The following is a 17,806-nucleotide window of genomic DNA, read 5'->3' as shown; positions in this document are numbered from 1 at the left end:
GCAAGGTCACGGAAGGTGGCAAGCCGAAGTTCGGCGCCCGCACGGCTTAAGTCGTGCAAGAAAGCGGACACCGCTGTGGATGTCGAGAAGGATGACAGCCACGGCAGCATTATCGGCCGATCGGCTCATGATGCACCTTATCGTCAAAACAGAGGCTCTGGCTCCTCATCACGACGACCGGTTCCGACACCGGAGACATGGCGATTCCTGAGGGAATCCCGCCGGAATGCACTGGAAAATTTGAAAGTCTTTCGCATTCGCCGTCGAAATCGGTGGCTAGCGATCCTGCGCGCGAGGCCGCACAATCGGTGTGCTTGTGATGGCTTTCCATCCGGCGAGGCCGCACGGCCTGGATCACCGCCCGTAGAAAGCTGGGTGCGGGCGATCGAAATGCAACGGCCGGAAGTTGGAGGAGCAGCTCCGGTCTCTGTCGTTCGGCTGCGTCGCGTTGATGCCGCCAGAGCGGGATGCGGAAAAGCATGAGCGGGTTTCCGCCTGCATCCCACTCCAACTTTAAGAGAGTCGATCACGTTCATGATCTCGGGTTCACCCAAGATCATCGTGGTCTCAGGGAGGAAAAATGTTTGAACGACTCTTCAAGCTGAAAGAACATGACACGACCGTCCGCACGGAAGTGATTGCCGGTGTCACGACGTTCCTGACGATGTCCTACATCATCTTCGTCAACCCGGATATCCTGTCGACGACGGGCATGGACCGCGACGCCGTCTTCGTCGCGACCTGTCTCGCCGCCGCTCTCGGCTCGGCCGTCATGGCGCTCGTCGCCAATTGGCCGATCGGTATGGCGCCGGGCATGGGGCTCAACGCCTTTTTCGCTTTCACCGTGGTTGCCGCCCTCGGCTTCACATGGCAGCAGGCGCTCGGCGCCGTCTTCATTTCGGGCCTCATCTTTCTGCTCTTGACGGTTACCGGTGTGCGGAGCTGGCTCATCGCCGGTATACCGCATTCGCTCCGCAGCGCCATTGCGGCCGGTATCGGCCTCTTCCTCGGCATCATCGCCCTCAAGAACGCCGGCATCGTCGTCGACAATCCGGCGACGCTGGTCGGCCTCGGCGATCTCAAACAGACGGGGCCGCTGCTCGCGATCCTCGGCTTCTTCGTGATCGCCGTGCTGGACTCGCTCAAAGTGCGCGGATCGATCCTCATCGGCATACTCGTCGTCACCGTCCTGTCGATGCTTCTCGGCGTCTCCGAGTTCAAGGGCGTCGTCTCGGCGCCGCCGAGCATCGCCCCGACCTTCCTGCAGCTCGATATCATGGGGGCCCTGCATGGCGGCCTTGTCCACGTCATCCTGGTCTTTGTGCTCGTCGAAGTCTTCGATGCGACCGGCACGCTGATCGGTGTCGCCAAGCGCGCGAAACTGGTGGAGGAGGGCAAGCCCAGTCGCCTCGGACGCGCACTGCTTGCCGACAGTTCGGCCATCATCGCCGGTTCGCTGATCGGCACCAGCAGCACCACGGCCTATGTCGAAAGCGCTTCCGGCGTGCAAGCCGGCGGCCGCACCGGTCTCACCGCGCTCACGATCTCGGTGTTGTTTCTCGCGGCACTCTTCATCTCGCCGCTTGCCGCCGCCGTCCCGTCCTATGCGACCGCGCCGGCGCTGCTTTATGTCGCCGGCCTGATGATGCGTGAGCTCACGGAAATCGAGTGGGACGATCTGACGGAAGCAGCACCCGCGGCGCTAACGGCGATCGCCATGCCATTCACCTACTCGATCGCCAACGGCCTCGCCTTCGGCTTCGTAAGCTACGTCGTCCTGAAAGTCTGCACCGGCAAGTGGAATGTTATCCATCCGGCGACCCAGCTCGTCGCGGCGCTCTTCGTCGTCCGCTTCGCCTTCTTCGGCGGGTGAGACCGCAGCGTCCTCCCGAAACTCTCCATGATGAGGGGACATAGAAAACGGCCGGCCCAAAACTCGGGCCGGCCGATCTTCGTTAGAAAATGCCGCCTCTTTCCGCTCAGTCCGGCAGCATGTCGCGGAGCCGCAGGAGCGCGATCCGCTCCACCTGACGGCAGGCACTGTCGAATTCGGTCTCACGGTCATTGTCGATCCGAGTTTCGAAAGCTGCGAGGATTTCGTCCTTGCTGCGGCCCTTGACGGCCATGATGAAGGGAAAGCCGAATTTTTCGACATAGGCGCTGTTGAGTGCCCTGAAGCGCTCCCGCTCGTGATCTGTCACGGCGTCGAGGCCGGCCGAAGCCTGCTCTTCAGTGGAGCTCTCGGTAAGCCGTTTCGCTTCGGCGAGCTTGCCGGCAAGATCCGGGTGCGCTTTCAGCACGGCAAGCCGTTCCTCTTCGCTCGCTTCGCGAAAGACCGCGGTCAGCGCTGCATGCAGACCGGTCGCCGTGTCGGTGGCCGGGGAAAGCTCGCCGGCGAAGGCGCGCTTCGCGATCCAGCTCGAATGCTCGAAGACGCCGCCGAAGCGGTCGACGAAGGTCTCTTCGGAAAGCCGCGAGGGACGGTTCTCGTTCGGTTGGAACGGATAGGTTTCTGTCCAGTAGCGAGCGATATCGATGCGGCGGGCGAGCCAGACCTTCTCATGACCCTTCACATAATCGAGAAAGCGCGCCAGCGCGGCCGCCCGGCCCGGACGGCCCACGAGCCGGCAGTGCAGGCCGATGCTCATCATCTTCGGCGAGCCGGCGGCACCTTCGGCATAGAGGACGTCGAAACTGTCCTTCAGGTAACTGAAGAACTGATCGCCGCTGTTGAAGCCTTGGGCCGTCGCGAAGCGCATATCGTTGGCGTCGAGCGTGTAGGGGATGACGAGCTGATGCCGGCCGGCATGTTCGTGCCAATAGGGCAGGTCGTCGGCATAGGAATCGGAGACGTAATCGAAGCCGCCGGTCTCGGCGACGAGGTCGAGCGTGTTTGCGGAGCAACGACCGGAATACCAGCCGCGCGGCCGCTCGCCGGTAACGATCGTGTGGAGGCGGATCGCCTCTGCGATCTCGGCGCGCTCGCGCTCGATGTCGAAGTCCTTATGCTCGATCCATTTCAGACCGTGTGATGCGATTTCCCACCCAGCCTCCTGCATGGCGGCGACTTGCGCCGGCGAACGCTTCAGCGCCGTGGCGACCCCGTACACGGTGACCGGTACTTGCCTTTCGCTGAAGAGCCGATGCAGCCGCCAGAAGCCGGCACGTGCGCCATATTCGTAAATCGATTCCATGTTCCAGTGCCGCTGTCCCGGCCATGCCTGCGCGCCGACGATTTCCGACAGAAACGCCTCCGACGCCGCGTCGCCGTGAAGGACGCAATTCTCTCCGCCCTCTTCGTAATTGACCACGAATTGGACGGCGATCCGCGCTTCGCCGGGCCAGGCGATACGGGAGCTTGGACCATGACCCAGGAGATCGCGTGGGTATCTCATAGCAGCAGTTCCTCCAGAGATTGTATCGTCATGACAATTGGTAGCGAGAAAATCGCCGGCCTATTCCCCCCGAAAAGTTTGAAAGTCTCGAAGGTTGAGCTTGCTACACAAAGGCGCCCACGCTTTGGATACTCCGTCCTCGATGCTGACTTCGGAGGAGCGATAAAGCATGCAATCTCAAGGCGGAACGGCCGGGCGCCTGACAACACACGTGCTCGACACGGCGAACGGCAAACCGGCAAACAAGCTTCGCATCGATCTTTACCGCATCGAGGGTGATCGGATGGAGCATCTCTCCACAACCCGGACCAATGACGACGGGCGCTGCGATGAGCCGCTCCTCAAGGGGGCCGCTATGGAGACGGGCACCTACGAGCTGCGCTTTCACGCCGGCGAATATCTTGGTGCCGCGGCCGATCGCGGCGCATACCCGTTTCTCGATGTGATCCCGATCCGCTTCGGGATCGCCGACCGTGCCGCGCATTATCACGTGCCGCTCTTGCTTTCGCCCTACGGCTATTCCACCTATCGCGGGAGCTGACGGTCATGACCGAGATCCGCAACACGATCCGCTTCCTCCTGAACGACCGCCTTGTCGAAGTCGCCGACGTCTCGCCGGTCCAGACGCTGCTCGACTTCCTGCGAATTGAACGAAACCTGCGCGGCACCAAGGAAGGCTGCGCGGAAGGCGACTGCGGCGCCTGCACCGTCCTCGTCGGCCGGCTCCTCGACGGCAGGCTGAAATACGAGTCCGTCAATGCCTGCATCCGTTTCGTCGCTTCCCTCGACGGCTGCCATGTCGTGACGGTCGAGGCGCTCGCGCAGCCGAACGGTCCGCTGCATCCGGTCCAACGGGCAATGGTCGACACCCACGCCTCGCAATGCGGCTTCTGCACACCGGGTTTCGTGATGTCTCTTTACGGCCTCTGGATGGCGAATCCGAAGCCGAGCATCCAGGAAATCGAGAAGGCGCTGCAGGGCAATCTCTGTCGCTGCACCGGTTATGCGGCGATCATCCGCGCAGCCCAGGCGATTTCGTCGATCGGCGAGGTCGGCAAGGACCCGTTGGTCGCCGACCGCGAGAAGATCACGCAACAACTGGCCGCGCTTAGGGACGGCCGCCGGGTCGAGATCGGCGGCGAAGACGAACGCGTCGTGCTTCCGGCGTCACTCGACGATTTCGCTGCGGTCATCGAGGCCAATCCGAAAGCGACGATCGTCGCCGGCTCGACCGACATCGGACTGTGGGTGACGAAGTTCATGCGCGACATCGCGCCGGTCGTCCATCTCTCGCATATCGAGGAACTGCGCCAGATTTCCGTCGACGCGGAAGGGATCACGCTTGCCGCCGGCGTCAGCTACACGGAGGCCTTCCCGGTGGTCGTCCGCCACTTCCCGCAATTGCGCGAACTCTGGGAGCGGATCGGCGGCGAGCAGGTGCGTAACATGGGCACGGTCGGCGGCAATGTCGCCAACGGCTCACCCATCGGCGACACCCCACCGGCGCTGATCGCACTTGGCGCAACGATAACCCTGCGCAAGGGGACGAGGCGCCGGACGCTGCCGCTCGAGGCCTTCTTCATCGAATACGGCAAGCAGGATCGTGAGCCCGGCGAGTTTGTCGAGAGTATCCGGATTCCGTTTCTCGCCGACGGCGACAGCTTCGCCGTCTACAAGGTCTCGAAGCGGTTCGACGAGGATATTTCCGCAGTGTGCGGTGCCTTCCGGGTGAAGCTCGATGGCACCGGCCGGGTCGCGGATGCGGTGATCGCCTTCGGCGGCATGGCGGGCACGCCGAAGCGCGCGTCGAATGTGGAAGCCGCTCTCAAGGGCACGGCGTGGAACGACGCCAGCATCGACGTTGCTGTCGCCGCCTTCGAGCAGGATTTCACACCGCTCACCGATTGGCGCGCCTCGGCCGGCTACCGCATGCTGGTTGCGAAAAACCTGCTGCGGCGCTTCTATCTGGAAACGCAGGATACGAGTAACGTCCGTATCGATCGCGCCGCCGCAGTCGCTGTCTAGAAGAGGTGGACCCATGAATGTGATGCAGCCCATAGACCGCATCCGCGGCGGCGTCCACGAAAAGGAACGCCACGAGTCCGGCCACAAGCACGTGTCGGGCACGGCCGAATATATCGACGATATTCCAGAGCCAGCCGGCACGCTGCACGGCTACCTGGGACTCTCTGAGCACGCGCACGCCGAAATCCTGTCGATCGACTTCGAGGCGGTGAAGAACAGCCCCGGCGTCGTCGGGATCCTGGCGACGGACGACATTCCGGGCGAGAACGATATCAGCCCGGCCCACAAGCACGATGATCCCGTGTTCGCCACCGGCAAGGTCGAATTCCACGGCCAGCCGATCTTCGCCGTGATCGCAACTTCGCGCGATGCGGCCCGGCGCGCGGCGGCCAAGGTGAAGATCGAATATCGCGATCTGCCGCATGTGACCGACGTCGTCGAAGCCGCGGCCGCCAACTATCCGCTGGTGATCGATCCCCTGAAGCTCGAACGCGGCGATATCGACGCCGGCTTTGCCAGGGCGAGGCATGTCGTCGAGGGCGAAATGCGGATCGGCGGCCAGGACCATTTCTACCTCGAAGGCCACATCTCCTTTGCGATCCCCGGCGAGGACGATGAGGTGACAGTCTTTGCTTCGACGCAGCATCCGAGCGAGACGCAGCACATGGTCGCGCATGTGCTGGGCGTGCCGTCGAATGCCGTGACGGTGAATGTTCGCCGCATGGGCGGCGGCTTCGGCGGCAAGGAAACGCAAGCAAACCTCTTTGCCGCGGTGGCGGCGCTTGCGGCGAGGAAATACGGCCGCGCCGTCAAGGTGCGCCCGGACCGCGACGACGACATGACGGCGACCGGCAAGCGGCACGACTTCCACGTCGACTACAAGATCGGCTTTGACGACGACGGCCGGATCGAGGCGGTGGACGCAGTCTTTGCCGCCCGCTGCGGTTTCTCGGCGGACCTTTCCGGTCCCGTGACCGACCGCGCGCTCTTCCACGCCGACAATTGCTATTTCTATCCGAACGTCCGGCTGCGCTCACGCCCGCTCAAGACCAACACGGTCTCGAATACCGCCTTCCGTGGTTTCGGCGGGCCGCAGGGCATGGTCGGCGGCGAGCGGATGATCGAGGACATCGCTTATACGCTCGGCAAGGATCCGCTCGAAATCCGCAAGCTGAATTTCTACGGCGGCGAGGGGCGCAATCTGACACCGTACCACCAGACGGTCGAAGATAACATCATCGGCCGGATCATCGAGGAACTCGAAGCCTCGTCGGACTATGCCGCCCGGCGCCAGGCCATCCTTGCCTTCAACCGGCAGAACCACGTCATTAAGCGCGGCATCGCGTTGACGCCGGTGAAATTCGGCATTTCCTTCACCAAGACCGAATACAACCAGGCTGGCGCGTTGATCCATGTCTATACGGACGGCTCGATCCAGCTGAACCACGGCGGCACCGAGATGGGGCAGGGGCTCTATACCAAGGTGGCGCAAGTGGTGGCGGACGAGTTCCAGGTCGATCTCGACCGCATCAAAGTGACGGCAACCTCGACCGGCAAGGTGCCGAACACCTCGGCGACGGCCGCATCTTCCGGCTCCGACCTGAACGGCATGGCGGCCGCAAATGCGGCTCAACAGATCAAGGCGCGGCTCGTGCGCTTCGCGGCGGAGCGTTACGGCGTTGACGAAGCCGACGTCGCCTTCGAACCGAATACGGTGAGGATCGGAGCGGAGCGCATCGCCTTCGCCGACCTCATCAAATCCGCCTATGCCGCGCGGGTGCAGCTCTCGGCCGCCGGTTTTTACAAGACGCCGAAGATCCATTGGGACCGCGCCGAGGGCAGGGGAAGGCCGTTCTATTACTATGCCTATGGCGCTTCCTGCTCGGAGGTCAGCGTCGATACGCTTACCGGCGAATACCAGGTCGAGCGCACGGACATCATCCACGATGTCGGCAAGTCGCTGAATCCGGCGCTCGATCTCGGTCAGGTCGAGGGGGCCTTCGTGCAGGGCATGGGCTGGCTGACGACGGAAGAACTCTGGTGGGATGCGAAGGGGCGCCTGCGCACCCATGCGCCCTCCACCTACAAGATTCCGCTTGCCTCCGATCGCCCGCGCATCTTCAACGTGCGGCTGGCGGAATGGTCGGTCAATCGGGAAGAGACGATCCGCCGTTCGAAGGCGGTGGGAGAACCGCCCTTCATGCTGGGCATTTCCGTCCTCGAAGCTATATCCATGGCAGCGGCGAGCGTTGCGGCGTATCGTTTTCCGCCGCGCATCGATACGCCGGCGACGCCGGAACGGGTGCTGATGGCGATCGAGCGTCTGCGCGGGGCTGCGCGCGATGCAGCGGATGGCTGACGAAGATGGCAAGCAAAGAGGATATCCGTGATTTCCTGGCGCGAGAGGCGGCATGCGTCCTCGTCGAGGTGACGCAAGCGGCCGGTTCGACGCCGCGCGACACGGATGCCTGGATGCTCGTCTCGACGGATCGCACCTTCGCCACGATCGGCGGCGGGCAGTTGGAATATATGGCGATCGATCATGCTCGAAAGCTCATTCACGGAGCCGTTGCGGACGAGCAGCTGACAATTCCTCTGGGGCCGGAGATCGGACAATGCTGCGGCGGCCGCGTGGCGCTTTCCTTCAAGACCGTCGACGAGGAGACGCGCACGGCGCTCGTCGCACGCAGCGATGCTGAGATCGCGCGTCGGCCGCACGTCTATATTTTCGGCGCGGGTCACGTCGGCAACGCACTGGCAATGGCGCTGTCGCTGCTCCCGGTCCGGACCGTGCTCGTCGACACCCGCGAGCACGAGCTCTCGGTGGTCGAAGTCCCGGGAATCGGGACCTGCCTGACGGCAATGCCCGAGGCGCTTGTGCGTGATGCGCCTTCAGGCAGCGCCTTCGTCATCCTTACCCATGACCACGCGCTCGACTTCCTGATTGCGGCGGAGGCGCTCGGCCGCCAAGACGCCTCCTATGTCGGCATGATCGGCTCGAAGACGAAGCGCGCCACCTTCAAAACATGGCTCGCCCGTGAAGTCGAACGCCCCGAGCTCTTCGACCGGCTCGTCTGCCCGATCGGCGGCACGGCGGTGAAGGACAAGCGGCCGGCAGTGATTGCGGCGCTGGCCGCCGCGGAGATTCTCACGGCGGTACTTACCCACGAACGGCCGAAGGGTGCTGCACCACGCAAGAAGGAAAAGCCGGTAAAGGCAGAGGTCGGTTCCTCGTCCTTTTAGTGGGGAAATCTAACGTTGGCGCTTCCACGGCGAACGGATTCACCGGCCGGCATGAACGAGTTTGGGGGTGGTATCGATCCCGTTCATGAGGAGCCTGCCGCCGGCACGCGAGATTTCGAGAGCCTTGCTGGGTTCACCCAAACCGCCAGGAACTGAAATGGCAAGGCTTTGGCCCTCCTCGAGCGTTGCCTCGAAGCGAACGGGCGAGCCCTCCGCCCCATCCGCGATCGTTGTGACCACTTGAAAACCGCTATCGGCCTCCGTGTAATAGATGACGCCATGATAAGCGCCGAGATCGATGCTTCCGCCTTGCAGGGCCTTGAGTTCACCTGCGAAGGCGTTGCCCGCCGTCAAGCAAAGCGCGGCAAGGATTGTGTATCTGTACATGGAAGTTCTCCTCTTCAACCGAACAGGCCCGAACAAGACCGGTGCCCGAAGGATATGAGGCGTGGCTCGGTTCCGTCTGTGAGAATTCGCACAGGCGCGGCAAGGCAATTGAATAAAACGAGCGGTGCGCCCACGCGTCCCCAAGGGGCGGCAGGAAGTTCTTTTACCGCCAAGGCCGAAGGAAGTAGAGTTCGGCCGAATGGAAACGACGGCCATGACGCGTTTGCCAACTTTTCTTTCGAGGCTGGGTGATGCAGCCGTCGCTGCCTTGTCCAAACATTGGACCGTTCGCACTTATGCCGCCGACGAACTGATCGTCGCGCATCGCGAGAGCGGACGCGACGTCTTCTTCATACTGGAGGGCCACGCCCGCGTTACGCTTTTTTCCGAGAACGGCCGCGAGATCTTCTACGGCGATCGCGGCCCCGGGGACATCGTCGGGGAAGTGGCTGCGATCGACGGCAAGGCGCGATCGGCCAGTGTCGTGGCTCTTGAGGTAACCCGTGCGGCAAGATTGCCGGCGCCGGCCTTCCGCAGGCTGATTGCCGACCACCCGGAGTTTTCGTGGGCCCTCCTCGAGCACCTTGCGGCGGGCATAAGGCATATGACCGAGCGGGTTTACGAGTTCAGCACCTTGGTGGTGCGCAGGCGCCTCATCCTCGAATTGCTCCGCCGTGCGGACAAGCCGGATGAAGCCGGCAGCCCGGTCTTCATAGACCCGGCGCCCACCCATTTCGAACTGGCGGCATCAATCAGCACGCACAGGGAGGCGGTCTCTCGCGAGATGAGCGCTCTAGCCAAGAAGGGGCTCATCGAGCGACGCGGACACCGGCTCCTGCTCTGCGACCTTGCGGCTCTCGAAATGCTCGCGGGAAAAGAGGAGTAACGGGCACCTCCCGTCCGGAACACCCGAGACCTCGCCTGCGTTCAGCGCCGCTCAGCCGGAGCGTGTGACGAAGCTCGGAAGCAAAAAAATTGACCGGCACGGAACCAACTCGATAGTAGGCGCCGAGGTCTAAGGCTCCATTCTTTTCGGTCGTCCGCGGCCAAGAGCGCCGTCGGCGCGGGCTTGCAGATAGGCGTAGATGTCGTCGATGTAAGGAGCGAAATTGGGATCGGTCGCAAAGCCTTTCATAACCGAACTCCCGCTACTGCTCTGGCCATCGCGAACGATGCGCCTGAACGTTTCGATATCGAGCGGCCGATCGACGAGCGAGGAGGCGAAGGTCGAGCCGACTCCGTCTGGGCCGTGACAATGGCTGCAGCCGCCATGATAACGCCGGTATCCGTTGTAGGTCCGGGCATCGGCCTTGCCGTCTATCACCCGATAGAATTTGTCGGCGGCCGCGGTCTCCTGCGAGGAGCTCCCGGAAACTACCACGAGGCCACAGGCGACGGCGGCCAACAGACCCAGTTGCTGTAGCTGAAATGGACGCATTCTTCGGTTGCCTCGAATGGCGTCTGCTGCATGGTTCCTTAGATCGTAACCGATTTAAGGAAACATGCAGCAATTCAAAGTGCTACAGCGACCTTTGCGCGTCTGATCACAGTACACGACAGCCGCTCGGGTCCCTGTTCAAGGTCAGGCCGCCAGTTCGGTGTGGCGCGGCTTCGCGAAGACGTCGATCGCCTGGCCCGTTTCGAGGAAGGATTTGAGACTGGACAGCACGATCGGCCATCCTTTGCTGATCCCCGCTGCCATTCCGCTGCCGGCTTCGAGCTCGTCATGGCTGACGGTCAGTTGCACCATGCCGTCAAACGGAACGAGGCTGAAGGTCACTCGGCTGTATTTCGCGGGGTTGTCGGCATCGGACTCATTAGCCCAGGTGATGACGAGACGCCGGGGCGACGTGTTCTCGACCACTTCGCCGACGAGCTCGACGCTCCGCTCGTCATTGGCGCGGATATGCTCCCATCTCGAACCGGGCTTCCAATCGGAGACGTTCTCGTGTCCCCAGTAGCGGCGCGCGATGTCGGGCTTCGTGATCGCCTCGAACACTTTCTCCGGCGTCGCTTGGATGTAGGTCACATAAACAAAGCTGATCGTTTCTTTGGTCATCGTCGCTCTCCTTCGAGTTCCTTCTTGCAATTCGCAGGAGTGACTTAGCTCGGGGCGTCGACATGGTGGGAGTTACAAATTTGACGAGATTCTATGGAGGCAAGGGAAAGCAACGCCAGCAAGCCACCTTGGCGAGTTTGGGGAACGGGAAGAATCGACCCATCTGAGACGTTCGACGGAGTGAGGTTTGACGACCGGAATTGGAGCCGATTGCAGTCCGACAACTCTTGTGGCCGAAAGGACATGTAGATGTCCACAACCGATGCGGCTCGGGAGGACGCAGCCGCCATGCGTGCCACACCGCCTCGCTCCAGGCAAAGCGAACAAACAGACGAGCCGCAACGCGCGTTGGCGGCGCTGCAGGAGGCGAGCCGCTAGGCCGGGGAACGAAGGGTGTGTGACTGCTGTCCAGCCCTCCGCTCGCTGAAGTGATCGTCACGTGAAGTCGGCGTTCATCGCTCTCCCATGCTGACGAGAAGCTCGTCTAGTTGCTCGAGCTGCTCGGGCATGCAGCCTTCCATCCCGATGAAGGCTTCGTCGAGGGCTTCCTTCGAGGGATAGAGTTCATGGAAGATCAGCAGCGTCTTGCCACCCTGATCCTCGAAGGTCACCGTGGTCACGGCGCCGTCCTCACTCTCATCATTGGTCCAGACCAGCCGCGAGTGCGGCACCACTTCGATGTACTTGCCGAAGAATGCCATGGAGTCCGAGGCATCCTGTCCGAACTCGAGACGGTACTTGCCCCCGGCACGAACATCCATGTCGCAGGAAAGCAGGGGCACGCCCATTGACTTCGGTGCCCACCACCGCATGAACAGCTCGGGCTTGGTCCAGGCTTCAAACACGATGCGGGCCGGGGCGTCGAAGACCCGCGTAACGACCAGCTCCCGATCCGACTTACGTTCCACGGTCGTGCGGTTCTTCATGCCGGTGGGCTCACTGCCTCTTTCGTTCATCCATCTTCTCCTTTGATTTCAATTCCTCGACCACCTTGTCCAACGCGTCGAAGCGTGCGCCCCAGAGCTGGCGGTAGCTCTCGATCCATGCCGCCTCTTCTTCCAGGCCGCGAAGGCCGAGCTTGCAGGTCCGCACGCGGCCGACCTTCTCCGTCGTGACCAGTCCCGCCCGCTCCAGGACGCTGACGTGCTTCCTCATACCCGTGAGGGTCATGTGGAACTTCTCGGCAAGGTCCGTGATCGAAGCCTCCGCACGTCCGAGCTGCTCCAGAACGCCACGTCGAGTGGCATCCGAGAGCGCAGCGAACGAAGCATCAAGGCGGGCGCTTGAATACTGAACCATGTGGTTTAGTATATAACGTGGGTTGTCGACATGCAAGGCCCCACCGCATGGGCGGCCGTGACAAGTCCGGTCGCTTTCCGCCCCCTCGCGAAAGCGACGTTCCGCACTTCTCCACTCTTCGCCGTAGAAGCCTTGTGCTGGCCGCTCGGCCGAGACCGGAACGGATGGCAGGTTCCGGGAACGGACGAGACTGCCCCGAACGACCAGCATGGGCGCAAACCGGTCGTTGTTGGGCCACGAGTCCAAGGACCGGAATCCACCCGAGTGAGACCCTTGAGAACACGTTCGACTCGGCCGATCGAAAGTAGCCTCCCCTTCCGCCAGAAGCTGCAGTATGCGATGCTATGAACCTGTAGTTTTGCAGGGGGACGCATGAGCGAGGTTTTCGACGCGCTTGTGATTGGCGCTGGCCCTGCGGGTCTCGGCGTCAGCTATCTTCTAAAACGGGAGAGCCGCAATCACCAAGTGCTGGATCGAGGCCGGATCGGCGAGACCTGGCGAACGCAGCGATGGAACTCGTTTAGGCTGAACTCACCTACAATCCGCTCCATCTTACCCGGTGACTCTTACGAGGGACCCGATCCCTGGGGCGCGATAACTCACCACGATTTCGTGGCATATCTCGAAGGCTATGCAGAGCGCCACTGCCTGCCGATAGTCACCCAAACTCCGGTAACTGAGCTGACGAAAGACGATGGCCTTTTTCGCGTCGCCACGGCTCGTGGCGCGCTTCTTGCGCGCAATGTGGTGATCGCCACCGGCGACCAAAACCGACAGGTCCGGCCACCAGAATCGGCGGATTTGCCGATCGCCATTCACCAGGTCGATTCTTCGGCCTACCGCAGTGCCACCGATCTCGAGAATGGCGCGGTGCTAGTGGTCGGCAGCGGCCAATCTGGCGGCCAGATCGCCGAGGATCTGGCTCGAGCCGGGCGCTTGGTGTTTCTGGCGACCAGCCGCAACGGCCGTTGGGTCCGGCACTACCGCGGAGGCAACATACTCAATTGGCTGACTTTGGCCGGCTTTCTCGACGTCCCCCGCAAGGAACTCGTCCTACCCTCCGGTAAGCTTCCAGCCCGCGCGCTGGTTGGCGCGACCCACACAATCAGCCTGCAATCGCTGAGCGCGCAAGGGGTGGTGTTGCTCGGTCGCTTCAGGGGCGTGGAGAATGGCAGCCTCACCTTCGGCGACGAGCTCGACGGCAATATGCGATTTGCCGACGACGTTTCCGCGAATGCCAAGCGCCTGATTGACGAATACATCGAGGGGGCCGGACTTGATGCGCCACCAGCCGACAACGATCCAGCCGAGACGGTTCAACCGCGTCTGCCGGATCCCCCCATCCGGTCCATCGATTGGAATGCTAGCGGCGTCAGATCGGTGGTCTGGTGCACGGGCTTCACCGGCGATTTCTCGTGGGTCCGGCTCCCCGGCGCCCTCGACGCAGCCGGCCAACCCCTACACGAGGATGGAGTGGGGACCATACCAGGCCTGTTTTTCGCCGGCCTCGATTTTGGGTCGACACGGAAATCAGGCACCATACCGGCAATTCCAGAGGAAGCCGCTCGCCTCGTGAAGCAACTCGTCGCTCACCACCCTCTCGCGAGCCGCTGAGGAAGGTAGGATAATCGACCCAAAGCCGCCGCTCGCCAATAACTTCCGAATTGCCGGTGCTGGCCCATTGCGGTCATGCAATGGGCCGATGATGATCAAGGAAATCACAAACCGGGCATCAATACATAGCGGGTATCAATGTCGCCGTTCCAAGCCTCTGCAATCGCGTGCAGCGGCACGCTCTTGAATTTCGTGTCGAAGCCCGCCTCGGGCGCCGCTGCCAACAGCTCACCTGCTCCAGCGACAAGATCGGCGACAGCAACGCTTCCAATACCGCTTCCCACCAGTTCGAGGCCCGAGCTGCGGAGCATATCTCCACGCAATGCGATTTCGTCGCCGGCCATCGTCCCGAGCTGGACGTAACGCAGACGAGGCTCTCCGGTCCTTGATCCCCGATTCTGGGTCGCCGCCCTGAGCACGCGGGCAGCGGCATCACCCCAAACGAAGTCGAGGACGACATCGATGCCTTCATCGAACTGACGACGCAGAGCGGCATCCGCTTCATTTCCCAGAGCGATGCTCACATCGGCGTCGAGGCGATCCAGCTTCTCCTTGTTTCGGCCGACCGCGACGATCTTGCTCGCGCCGAAGTAGCGGGCAGTCTGAATGGCCATGCTCCCGGAAGACCCCGTCGCTCCGACGATGAGGACCTTCTCGTCCTTCTGAAGCTTTGCCCTTCGTGTGAACGCAACCCACGAAGCAAGCGCGCCCGTGACGATCGCCGCTGCACGATCACTGGCAAGGGCATCCGGGACGGGCACCGTCATGCGGCTCGCTGCGAGGGACTTCTCGGCCATGGAGCCGAACGGCGCTTTCGGAAAGAGAAAATAAACTCGGTGTCCATTGGCATCGATTCCCACTCCGTCGACACCGGGAACAAATCCTGCGGTAGCACCGCTTGCGTAATGCCGTCCTGAAGCCAGCGCCTTGACGATCGGGCTTAGAGCCGCCGCCTCTACCTTCACCACGGTATCGCCTTCCCCGGCTTCCGGCTCTCGGAAGTCCTGGAAGGACGGAGGTGCGTCAAACGAATTTACAACTGCAGCCTTCATGTCATCAACTCCAATTCTGCGGATCGGACGTTAGATAGACAGCTGCGTCTGAACGATCTATCCTTGAGAGTACGTTATTTGTTCGTGATCGTTCAAAGTGACTGATGGACCCGCTTTCTGAGTTGCTCGCTCTTCTTCAACCTCGGAGCTACGTCACTGCCGGGTTTGACGCGGGCGGATCCTGGGCGCTGGTGCTGGATGACCTCGCCGGGCGCATCAAATGCTATGCGGTGATGAAGGGAGAGTGCTGGCTTTCGATAGAGAAGATAGCGGCTCCGATCCGGCTCAAGGCCGGCGACTGCTTCGTCCTCCCGACAGGGTGCCGGGCCCTGATTGCCAGCGACTTGGAAGCAGAGCCGAAGCTGGCAAGCGAAACGCTTGATCCGAACCGCAGCGGTGAGGTGGTGACCTACAATGGCGGCGGCGACGTCTTCCTTGTCGGCAGTCGGTTTGAGGTGGAGGGCCGACATGCGGAGGTGATGCTGCAGACACTACCCCTCTCATACGTGTCGAAGCATCGAATGACAGAGCCAAGCTGCGACTTTACATAGACCTCATGATGGATGAGCTTCGCGGAGGCAGGCCCGGCGCTTTTCAGATGGCGCAGAACCTCTCCCACATGATGCTTGCACAGACACTGCGCTTGTATATCGAGGACTTGCCAGAAGGTGAGGTTGGCTGGCTCGCCGCGCTGGCTGATCCCAAACTTGGACCGTGCATTAGAGCGATGCACTCCGTCCCCGCCCATTCATGGACGGTGGAAGAACTCGCCGGGATTGCGGGAATGTCCCGGACCAGCTTCGCGCAGCACTTCCGGGACCGCGTCGGCGAGCCCCCCATTTCCTATCTAACCCGCTGGCGGATAATGGCTGCAGCCGCGAAGCTCGTGCGGGGTCAGGATACGATCACCCAAATTTCGATGTCGCTCGGATACTCGTCTGATCAGGCTTTCAACACGGCATTCAAACGCGTCACGGGGCAGTCGCCCCGTCTATATGCGCTATATGCGCGCCGTCAAAAGCAGGGTGCCGAAGCTTAAACACCGTGCAATGATGGCTTCTGGCCGCTAGCTGCTCCTTCCCCTCGAAGGCAACGTACGGCAAAAACCACCCTAACGAGCCACCGGGACCTCCAGAAAAACTTGCTCTCTGCGACAAATCGTAATAATTGAAGTTACATGAAACACGACAGTCGCCTCTCTTCAGTCCTTCATGCGCTCCTGCACATGGCCGAGCAAAACGGCTCGATGACTTCGCAAACGCTGGCGCAGTGCATGCACACCAATCCCGTGGTCGTGCGTCGCACGATGGGGCTCCTGCGAAAGGCCGGGATCGTGGCTTCCGCGCGTGGGCATGCCGGCGGATGGAACATCACGGCCGACCTCAGCGCCGTCACGCTACGCCAGTTGCACGAGGTCCTCGGGGAACCTGCGATCTTTGCGATCGGCAACCGGAACGAAACGCCGGACTGTCTCGTCGAGCAATCGGTGAACGCCGCGCTCGACACCGCCTTCGCTGAGGCCGAAGCGCTTCTGCTCGACCGTTTTGCCGTTGTCACCCTCGCCGACCTCGCCGCCGACTTCGCCCGTCGGCACGCGGAGCGGTGCCCCGAAAAGGAATAATCAATGCGAAATGACGTGATCATCGTCGGGGGCAGCTACGCCGGAATGGCCGCCGCCCTCCAGCTTCTCCGTGCCCGTCGCACCGTTGTTGTGATTGACGCAGGGCTCAGGCGCAATCGCTTCGCCCGCCATTCGCACGGTTTTCTCGGTCAGGATGGCGTGGACCCTGCCGAAATCGCCGCGAAGGCACGCACGCAGCTCATCGTCTATCCGACGCTGACATGGATCAACGGCCGTGCGGAAGCTGCCAACGGGGTAAAAGACGCCTTCACCGTCACGACTGCGGATGGTGTCCGGCACGAAGGGCGGCGGCTGCTGTTCGCCGTCGGGGTGACCGATGCGCTGCCGCAGATTGACGGCATGTCGGAACGCTGGGGGGAAAGCATCTTTCACTGCCCTTATTGCCACGGTTACGAACTGGACCGGGGCAGGATCGGGGTGATCGCGACGGGGCCGATGTCGGTGCATCAAGCCATGCTCATGCCCGAATGGGGTGAGGTGACCTTTCTCACCAATGGCGTGGTGACGCTCGATGCCGCTACCCGCGCCGATCTGGACGCACGTGGCGTGACGATTGAGGATACGCCGGTCACCCAGATCAAAGGCCATGCCGATGTCCTCCTTGCTGATGGACGAAATCTATCCTTTGCCGGACTCTTTACCGCCTCGCGCAATGCCCCTGCGACGCCGATTGCCGGAGCGCTCGGCTGCGAGACCGAAGAGACGCCACTTGGCACGCAGATCCGCACCGACCCGACGAAGGAAACGACTGTTGCCGGCGCTTTCGCCTGCGGCGACGCGGCGCGTATCCCCCATTCGGTGTCGCTCGCCGTAGCCGACGGGGCATGGGCGGGCGCGCAATTGCATCGATCTCTAGTCTTTTGACAAAAGTCGATCCTGGAGTAGGCGGCAGCTCGCGACCCTGAGCCCTCACTGTCGAAACGTCTGCTCAGGATGCGCCAATAGGCGCCAACTTGAAAAGTTCACCGCGCCTGGCAGTTGACTGACTGGACCGGAACCGATTGCACCCCACTAAGTTAAAGCACAGCACCGAGACTTCCGCCGGTGTCAGCAGTGGCACTACGACCATAAGCCGCCATGCTTCAAAGGA

18 protein-coding genes are annotated in these 17,806 nt (G+C 62.0%); 11 read left to right on the top strand and 7 right to left on the bottom strand.

Annotated features, from left to right (window positions below):
- Nucleotides 1-580 precede the first annotated feature (580 nt).
- Nucleotides 581-1,873, top strand: a complete 1,293-nt coding sequence (locus M728_RS21840) for an NCS2 family permease (RefSeq protein WP_026622683.1) — start codon at nucleotides 581-583, stop codon at nucleotides 1,871-1,873.
- A gap of 106 nt (nucleotides 1,874-1,979) precedes the next feature.
- Here the strand turns inward: M728_RS21840 and puuE are convergent, their stop codons facing one another.
- Complete coding sequence (gene puuE / locus M728_RS21835; protein WP_026622684.1) at nucleotides 1,980-3,395, bottom strand: allantoinase PuuE; 1,416 nt, start codon at nucleotides 3,393-3,395, stop codon at nucleotides 1,980-1,982.
- A gap of 169 nt (nucleotides 3,396-3,564) precedes the next feature.
- Here puuE and uraH point away from each other — a divergent pair, with 169 nt between their 5' ends.
- Genes uraH through xdhC form a run of 4 tightly spaced genes read left to right on the top strand, consistent with a single transcriptional unit; the run spans nucleotide 3,565 to nucleotide 8,663 of the window.
- Entirely contained in the window at nucleotides 3,565-3,936 is a 372-nt protein-coding gene (uraH, locus tag M728_RS21830; RefSeq protein WP_026622685.1) for a hydroxyisourate hydrolase, read from the top strand.
- 5 nt (nucleotides 3,937-3,941) lie between these two features.
- Nucleotides 3,942-5,420 carry a xanthine dehydrogenase small subunit gene (gene xdhA / locus M728_RS21825; protein ID WP_026622686.1) on the top strand — a complete coding sequence of 493 codons (1,479 nt, stop codon included), beginning with the start codon at nucleotides 3,942-3,944 and terminating at the stop codon, nucleotides 5,418-5,420.
- Nucleotides 5,421-5,433: 13 nt separating this feature from the next.
- Nucleotides 5,434-7,779 carry a xanthine dehydrogenase molybdopterin binding subunit gene (gene xdhB / locus M728_RS21820; protein WP_026622687.1) on the top strand — a complete coding sequence of 782 codons (2,346 nt, stop codon included), beginning with the start codon at nucleotides 5,434-5,436 and terminating at the stop codon, nucleotides 7,777-7,779.
- A 5-nt stretch (nucleotides 7,780-7,784) separates the two neighbouring features.
- On the top strand, nucleotides 7,785-8,663 hold the full coding sequence (xdhC, locus tag M728_RS21815; protein ID WP_026622688.1) for a xanthine dehydrogenase accessory protein XdhC: 879 nt from the start codon (nucleotides 7,785-7,787) through the stop codon (nucleotides 8,661-8,663).
- Nucleotides 8,664-8,702: 39 nt separating this feature from the next.
- Here the strand turns inward: xdhC and M728_RS21810 are convergent, their stop codons facing one another.
- A complete protein-coding gene (locus M728_RS21810) occupies nucleotides 8,703-9,050 on the bottom strand; it encodes a hypothetical protein (RefSeq protein ID WP_026622689.1) in 348 nt (115 codons plus the stop codon).
- Nucleotides 9,051-9,264: 214 nt separating this feature from the next.
- Here M728_RS21810 and M728_RS21805 point away from each other — a divergent pair, with 214 nt between their 5' ends.
- Nucleotides 9,265-9,936, top strand: coding sequence for a Crp/Fnr family transcriptional regulator (locus M728_RS21805; protein WP_026622690.1), 672 nt, complete (start codon nucleotides 9,265-9,267; stop codon nucleotides 9,934-9,936).
- A 129-nt stretch (nucleotides 9,937-10,065) separates the two neighbouring features.
- Here the strand turns inward: M728_RS21805 and M728_RS21800 are convergent, their stop codons facing one another.
- The 4 genes from M728_RS21800 to M728_RS21785 all read right to left on the bottom strand — a co-directional run bounded on the left by M728_RS21800 (nucleotide 10,066) and on the right by M728_RS21785 (nucleotide 12,408).
- The gene (locus tag M728_RS21800) at nucleotides 10,066-10,488 is read right to left on the bottom strand and encodes a c-type cytochrome (protein WP_034884374.1); all 423 of its coding nucleotides are present in this window, start codon (nucleotides 10,486-10,488) and stop codon (nucleotides 10,066-10,068) included.
- Nucleotides 10,489-10,632: 144 nt separating this feature from the next.
- Nucleotides 10,633-11,109, bottom strand: a complete 477-nt coding sequence (locus M728_RS21795) for an SRPBCC family protein (protein WP_026622692.1) — start codon at nucleotides 11,107-11,109, stop codon at nucleotides 10,633-10,635.
- A 452-nt stretch (nucleotides 11,110-11,561) separates the two neighbouring features.
- Complete coding sequence (locus tag M728_RS21790; RefSeq protein WP_026622693.1) at nucleotides 11,562-12,065, bottom strand: SRPBCC family protein; 504 nt, start codon at nucleotides 12,063-12,065, stop codon at nucleotides 11,562-11,564.
- Nucleotides 12,046-12,408, bottom strand: a complete 363-nt coding sequence (locus M728_RS21785; RefSeq protein ID WP_026622694.1) for a helix-turn-helix transcriptional regulator — start codon at nucleotides 12,406-12,408, stop codon at nucleotides 12,046-12,048. Before M728_RS21785 ends, M728_RS21790 begins: the two co-directional genes overlap by 20 nt.
- 372 nt (nucleotides 12,409-12,780) lie before the next feature.
- Here M728_RS21785 and M728_RS21780 point away from each other — a divergent pair, with 372 nt between their 5' ends.
- A complete protein-coding gene (locus M728_RS21780; protein ID WP_034884376.1) occupies nucleotides 12,781-14,022 on the top strand; it encodes an NAD(P)/FAD-dependent oxidoreductase in 1,242 nt (413 codons plus the stop codon).
- Nucleotides 14,023-14,126: 104 nt separating this feature from the next.
- On the opposite strand, the gene M728_RS21775 is transcribed toward M728_RS21780, so the two are convergent.
- Complete coding sequence (locus tag M728_RS21775; protein WP_026622695.1) at nucleotides 14,127-15,074, bottom strand: zinc-binding alcohol dehydrogenase family protein; 948 nt, start codon at nucleotides 15,072-15,074, stop codon at nucleotides 14,127-14,129.
- A 104-nt stretch (nucleotides 15,075-15,178) separates the two neighbouring features.
- On the opposite strand from M728_RS21775, the gene M728_RS21770 reads away from it, so the two are divergent.
- From M728_RS21770 to M728_RS21755, 4 genes are all read left to right on the top strand, one after another.
- On the top strand, nucleotides 15,179-15,625 hold the full coding sequence (locus M728_RS21770) for a cupin domain-containing protein (RefSeq protein ID WP_198023430.1): 447 nt from the start codon (nucleotides 15,179-15,181) through the stop codon (nucleotides 15,623-15,625).
- 47 nt (nucleotides 15,626-15,672) lie between these two features.
- Nucleotides 15,673-16,113 carry a helix-turn-helix transcriptional regulator gene (locus tag M728_RS21765; protein WP_198023431.1) on the top strand — a complete coding sequence of 147 codons (441 nt, stop codon included), beginning with the start codon at nucleotides 15,673-15,675 and terminating at the stop codon, nucleotides 16,111-16,113.
- Nucleotides 16,114-16,251: 138 nt separating this feature from the next.
- The gene (locus M728_RS21760; protein ID WP_026622696.1) at nucleotides 16,252-16,695 is read left to right on the top strand and encodes an Rrf2 family transcriptional regulator; all 444 of its coding nucleotides are present in this window, start codon (nucleotides 16,252-16,254) and stop codon (nucleotides 16,693-16,695) included.
- A gap of 3 nt (nucleotides 16,696-16,698) precedes the next feature.
- On the top strand, nucleotides 16,699-17,580 hold the full coding sequence (locus tag M728_RS21755) for an NAD(P)/FAD-dependent oxidoreductase (protein ID WP_026622697.1): 882 nt from the start codon (nucleotides 16,699-16,701) through the stop codon (nucleotides 17,578-17,580).
- The last annotated feature ends 226 nt before the right edge of the window (nucleotides 17,581-17,806 follow it).

Origin of the sequence: Ensifer sp. WSM1721, assembly GCF_000513895.2 — a bacterium.
In the GTDB taxonomy this organism is placed as follows: Bacteria; Pseudomonadota; Alphaproteobacteria; order Rhizobiales; family Rhizobiaceae; genus Sinorhizobium.
The sequence above is the reverse complement of the archived record's forward strand: the minus strand, read 5'-3'. Positions and strand labels throughout refer to the sequence as shown.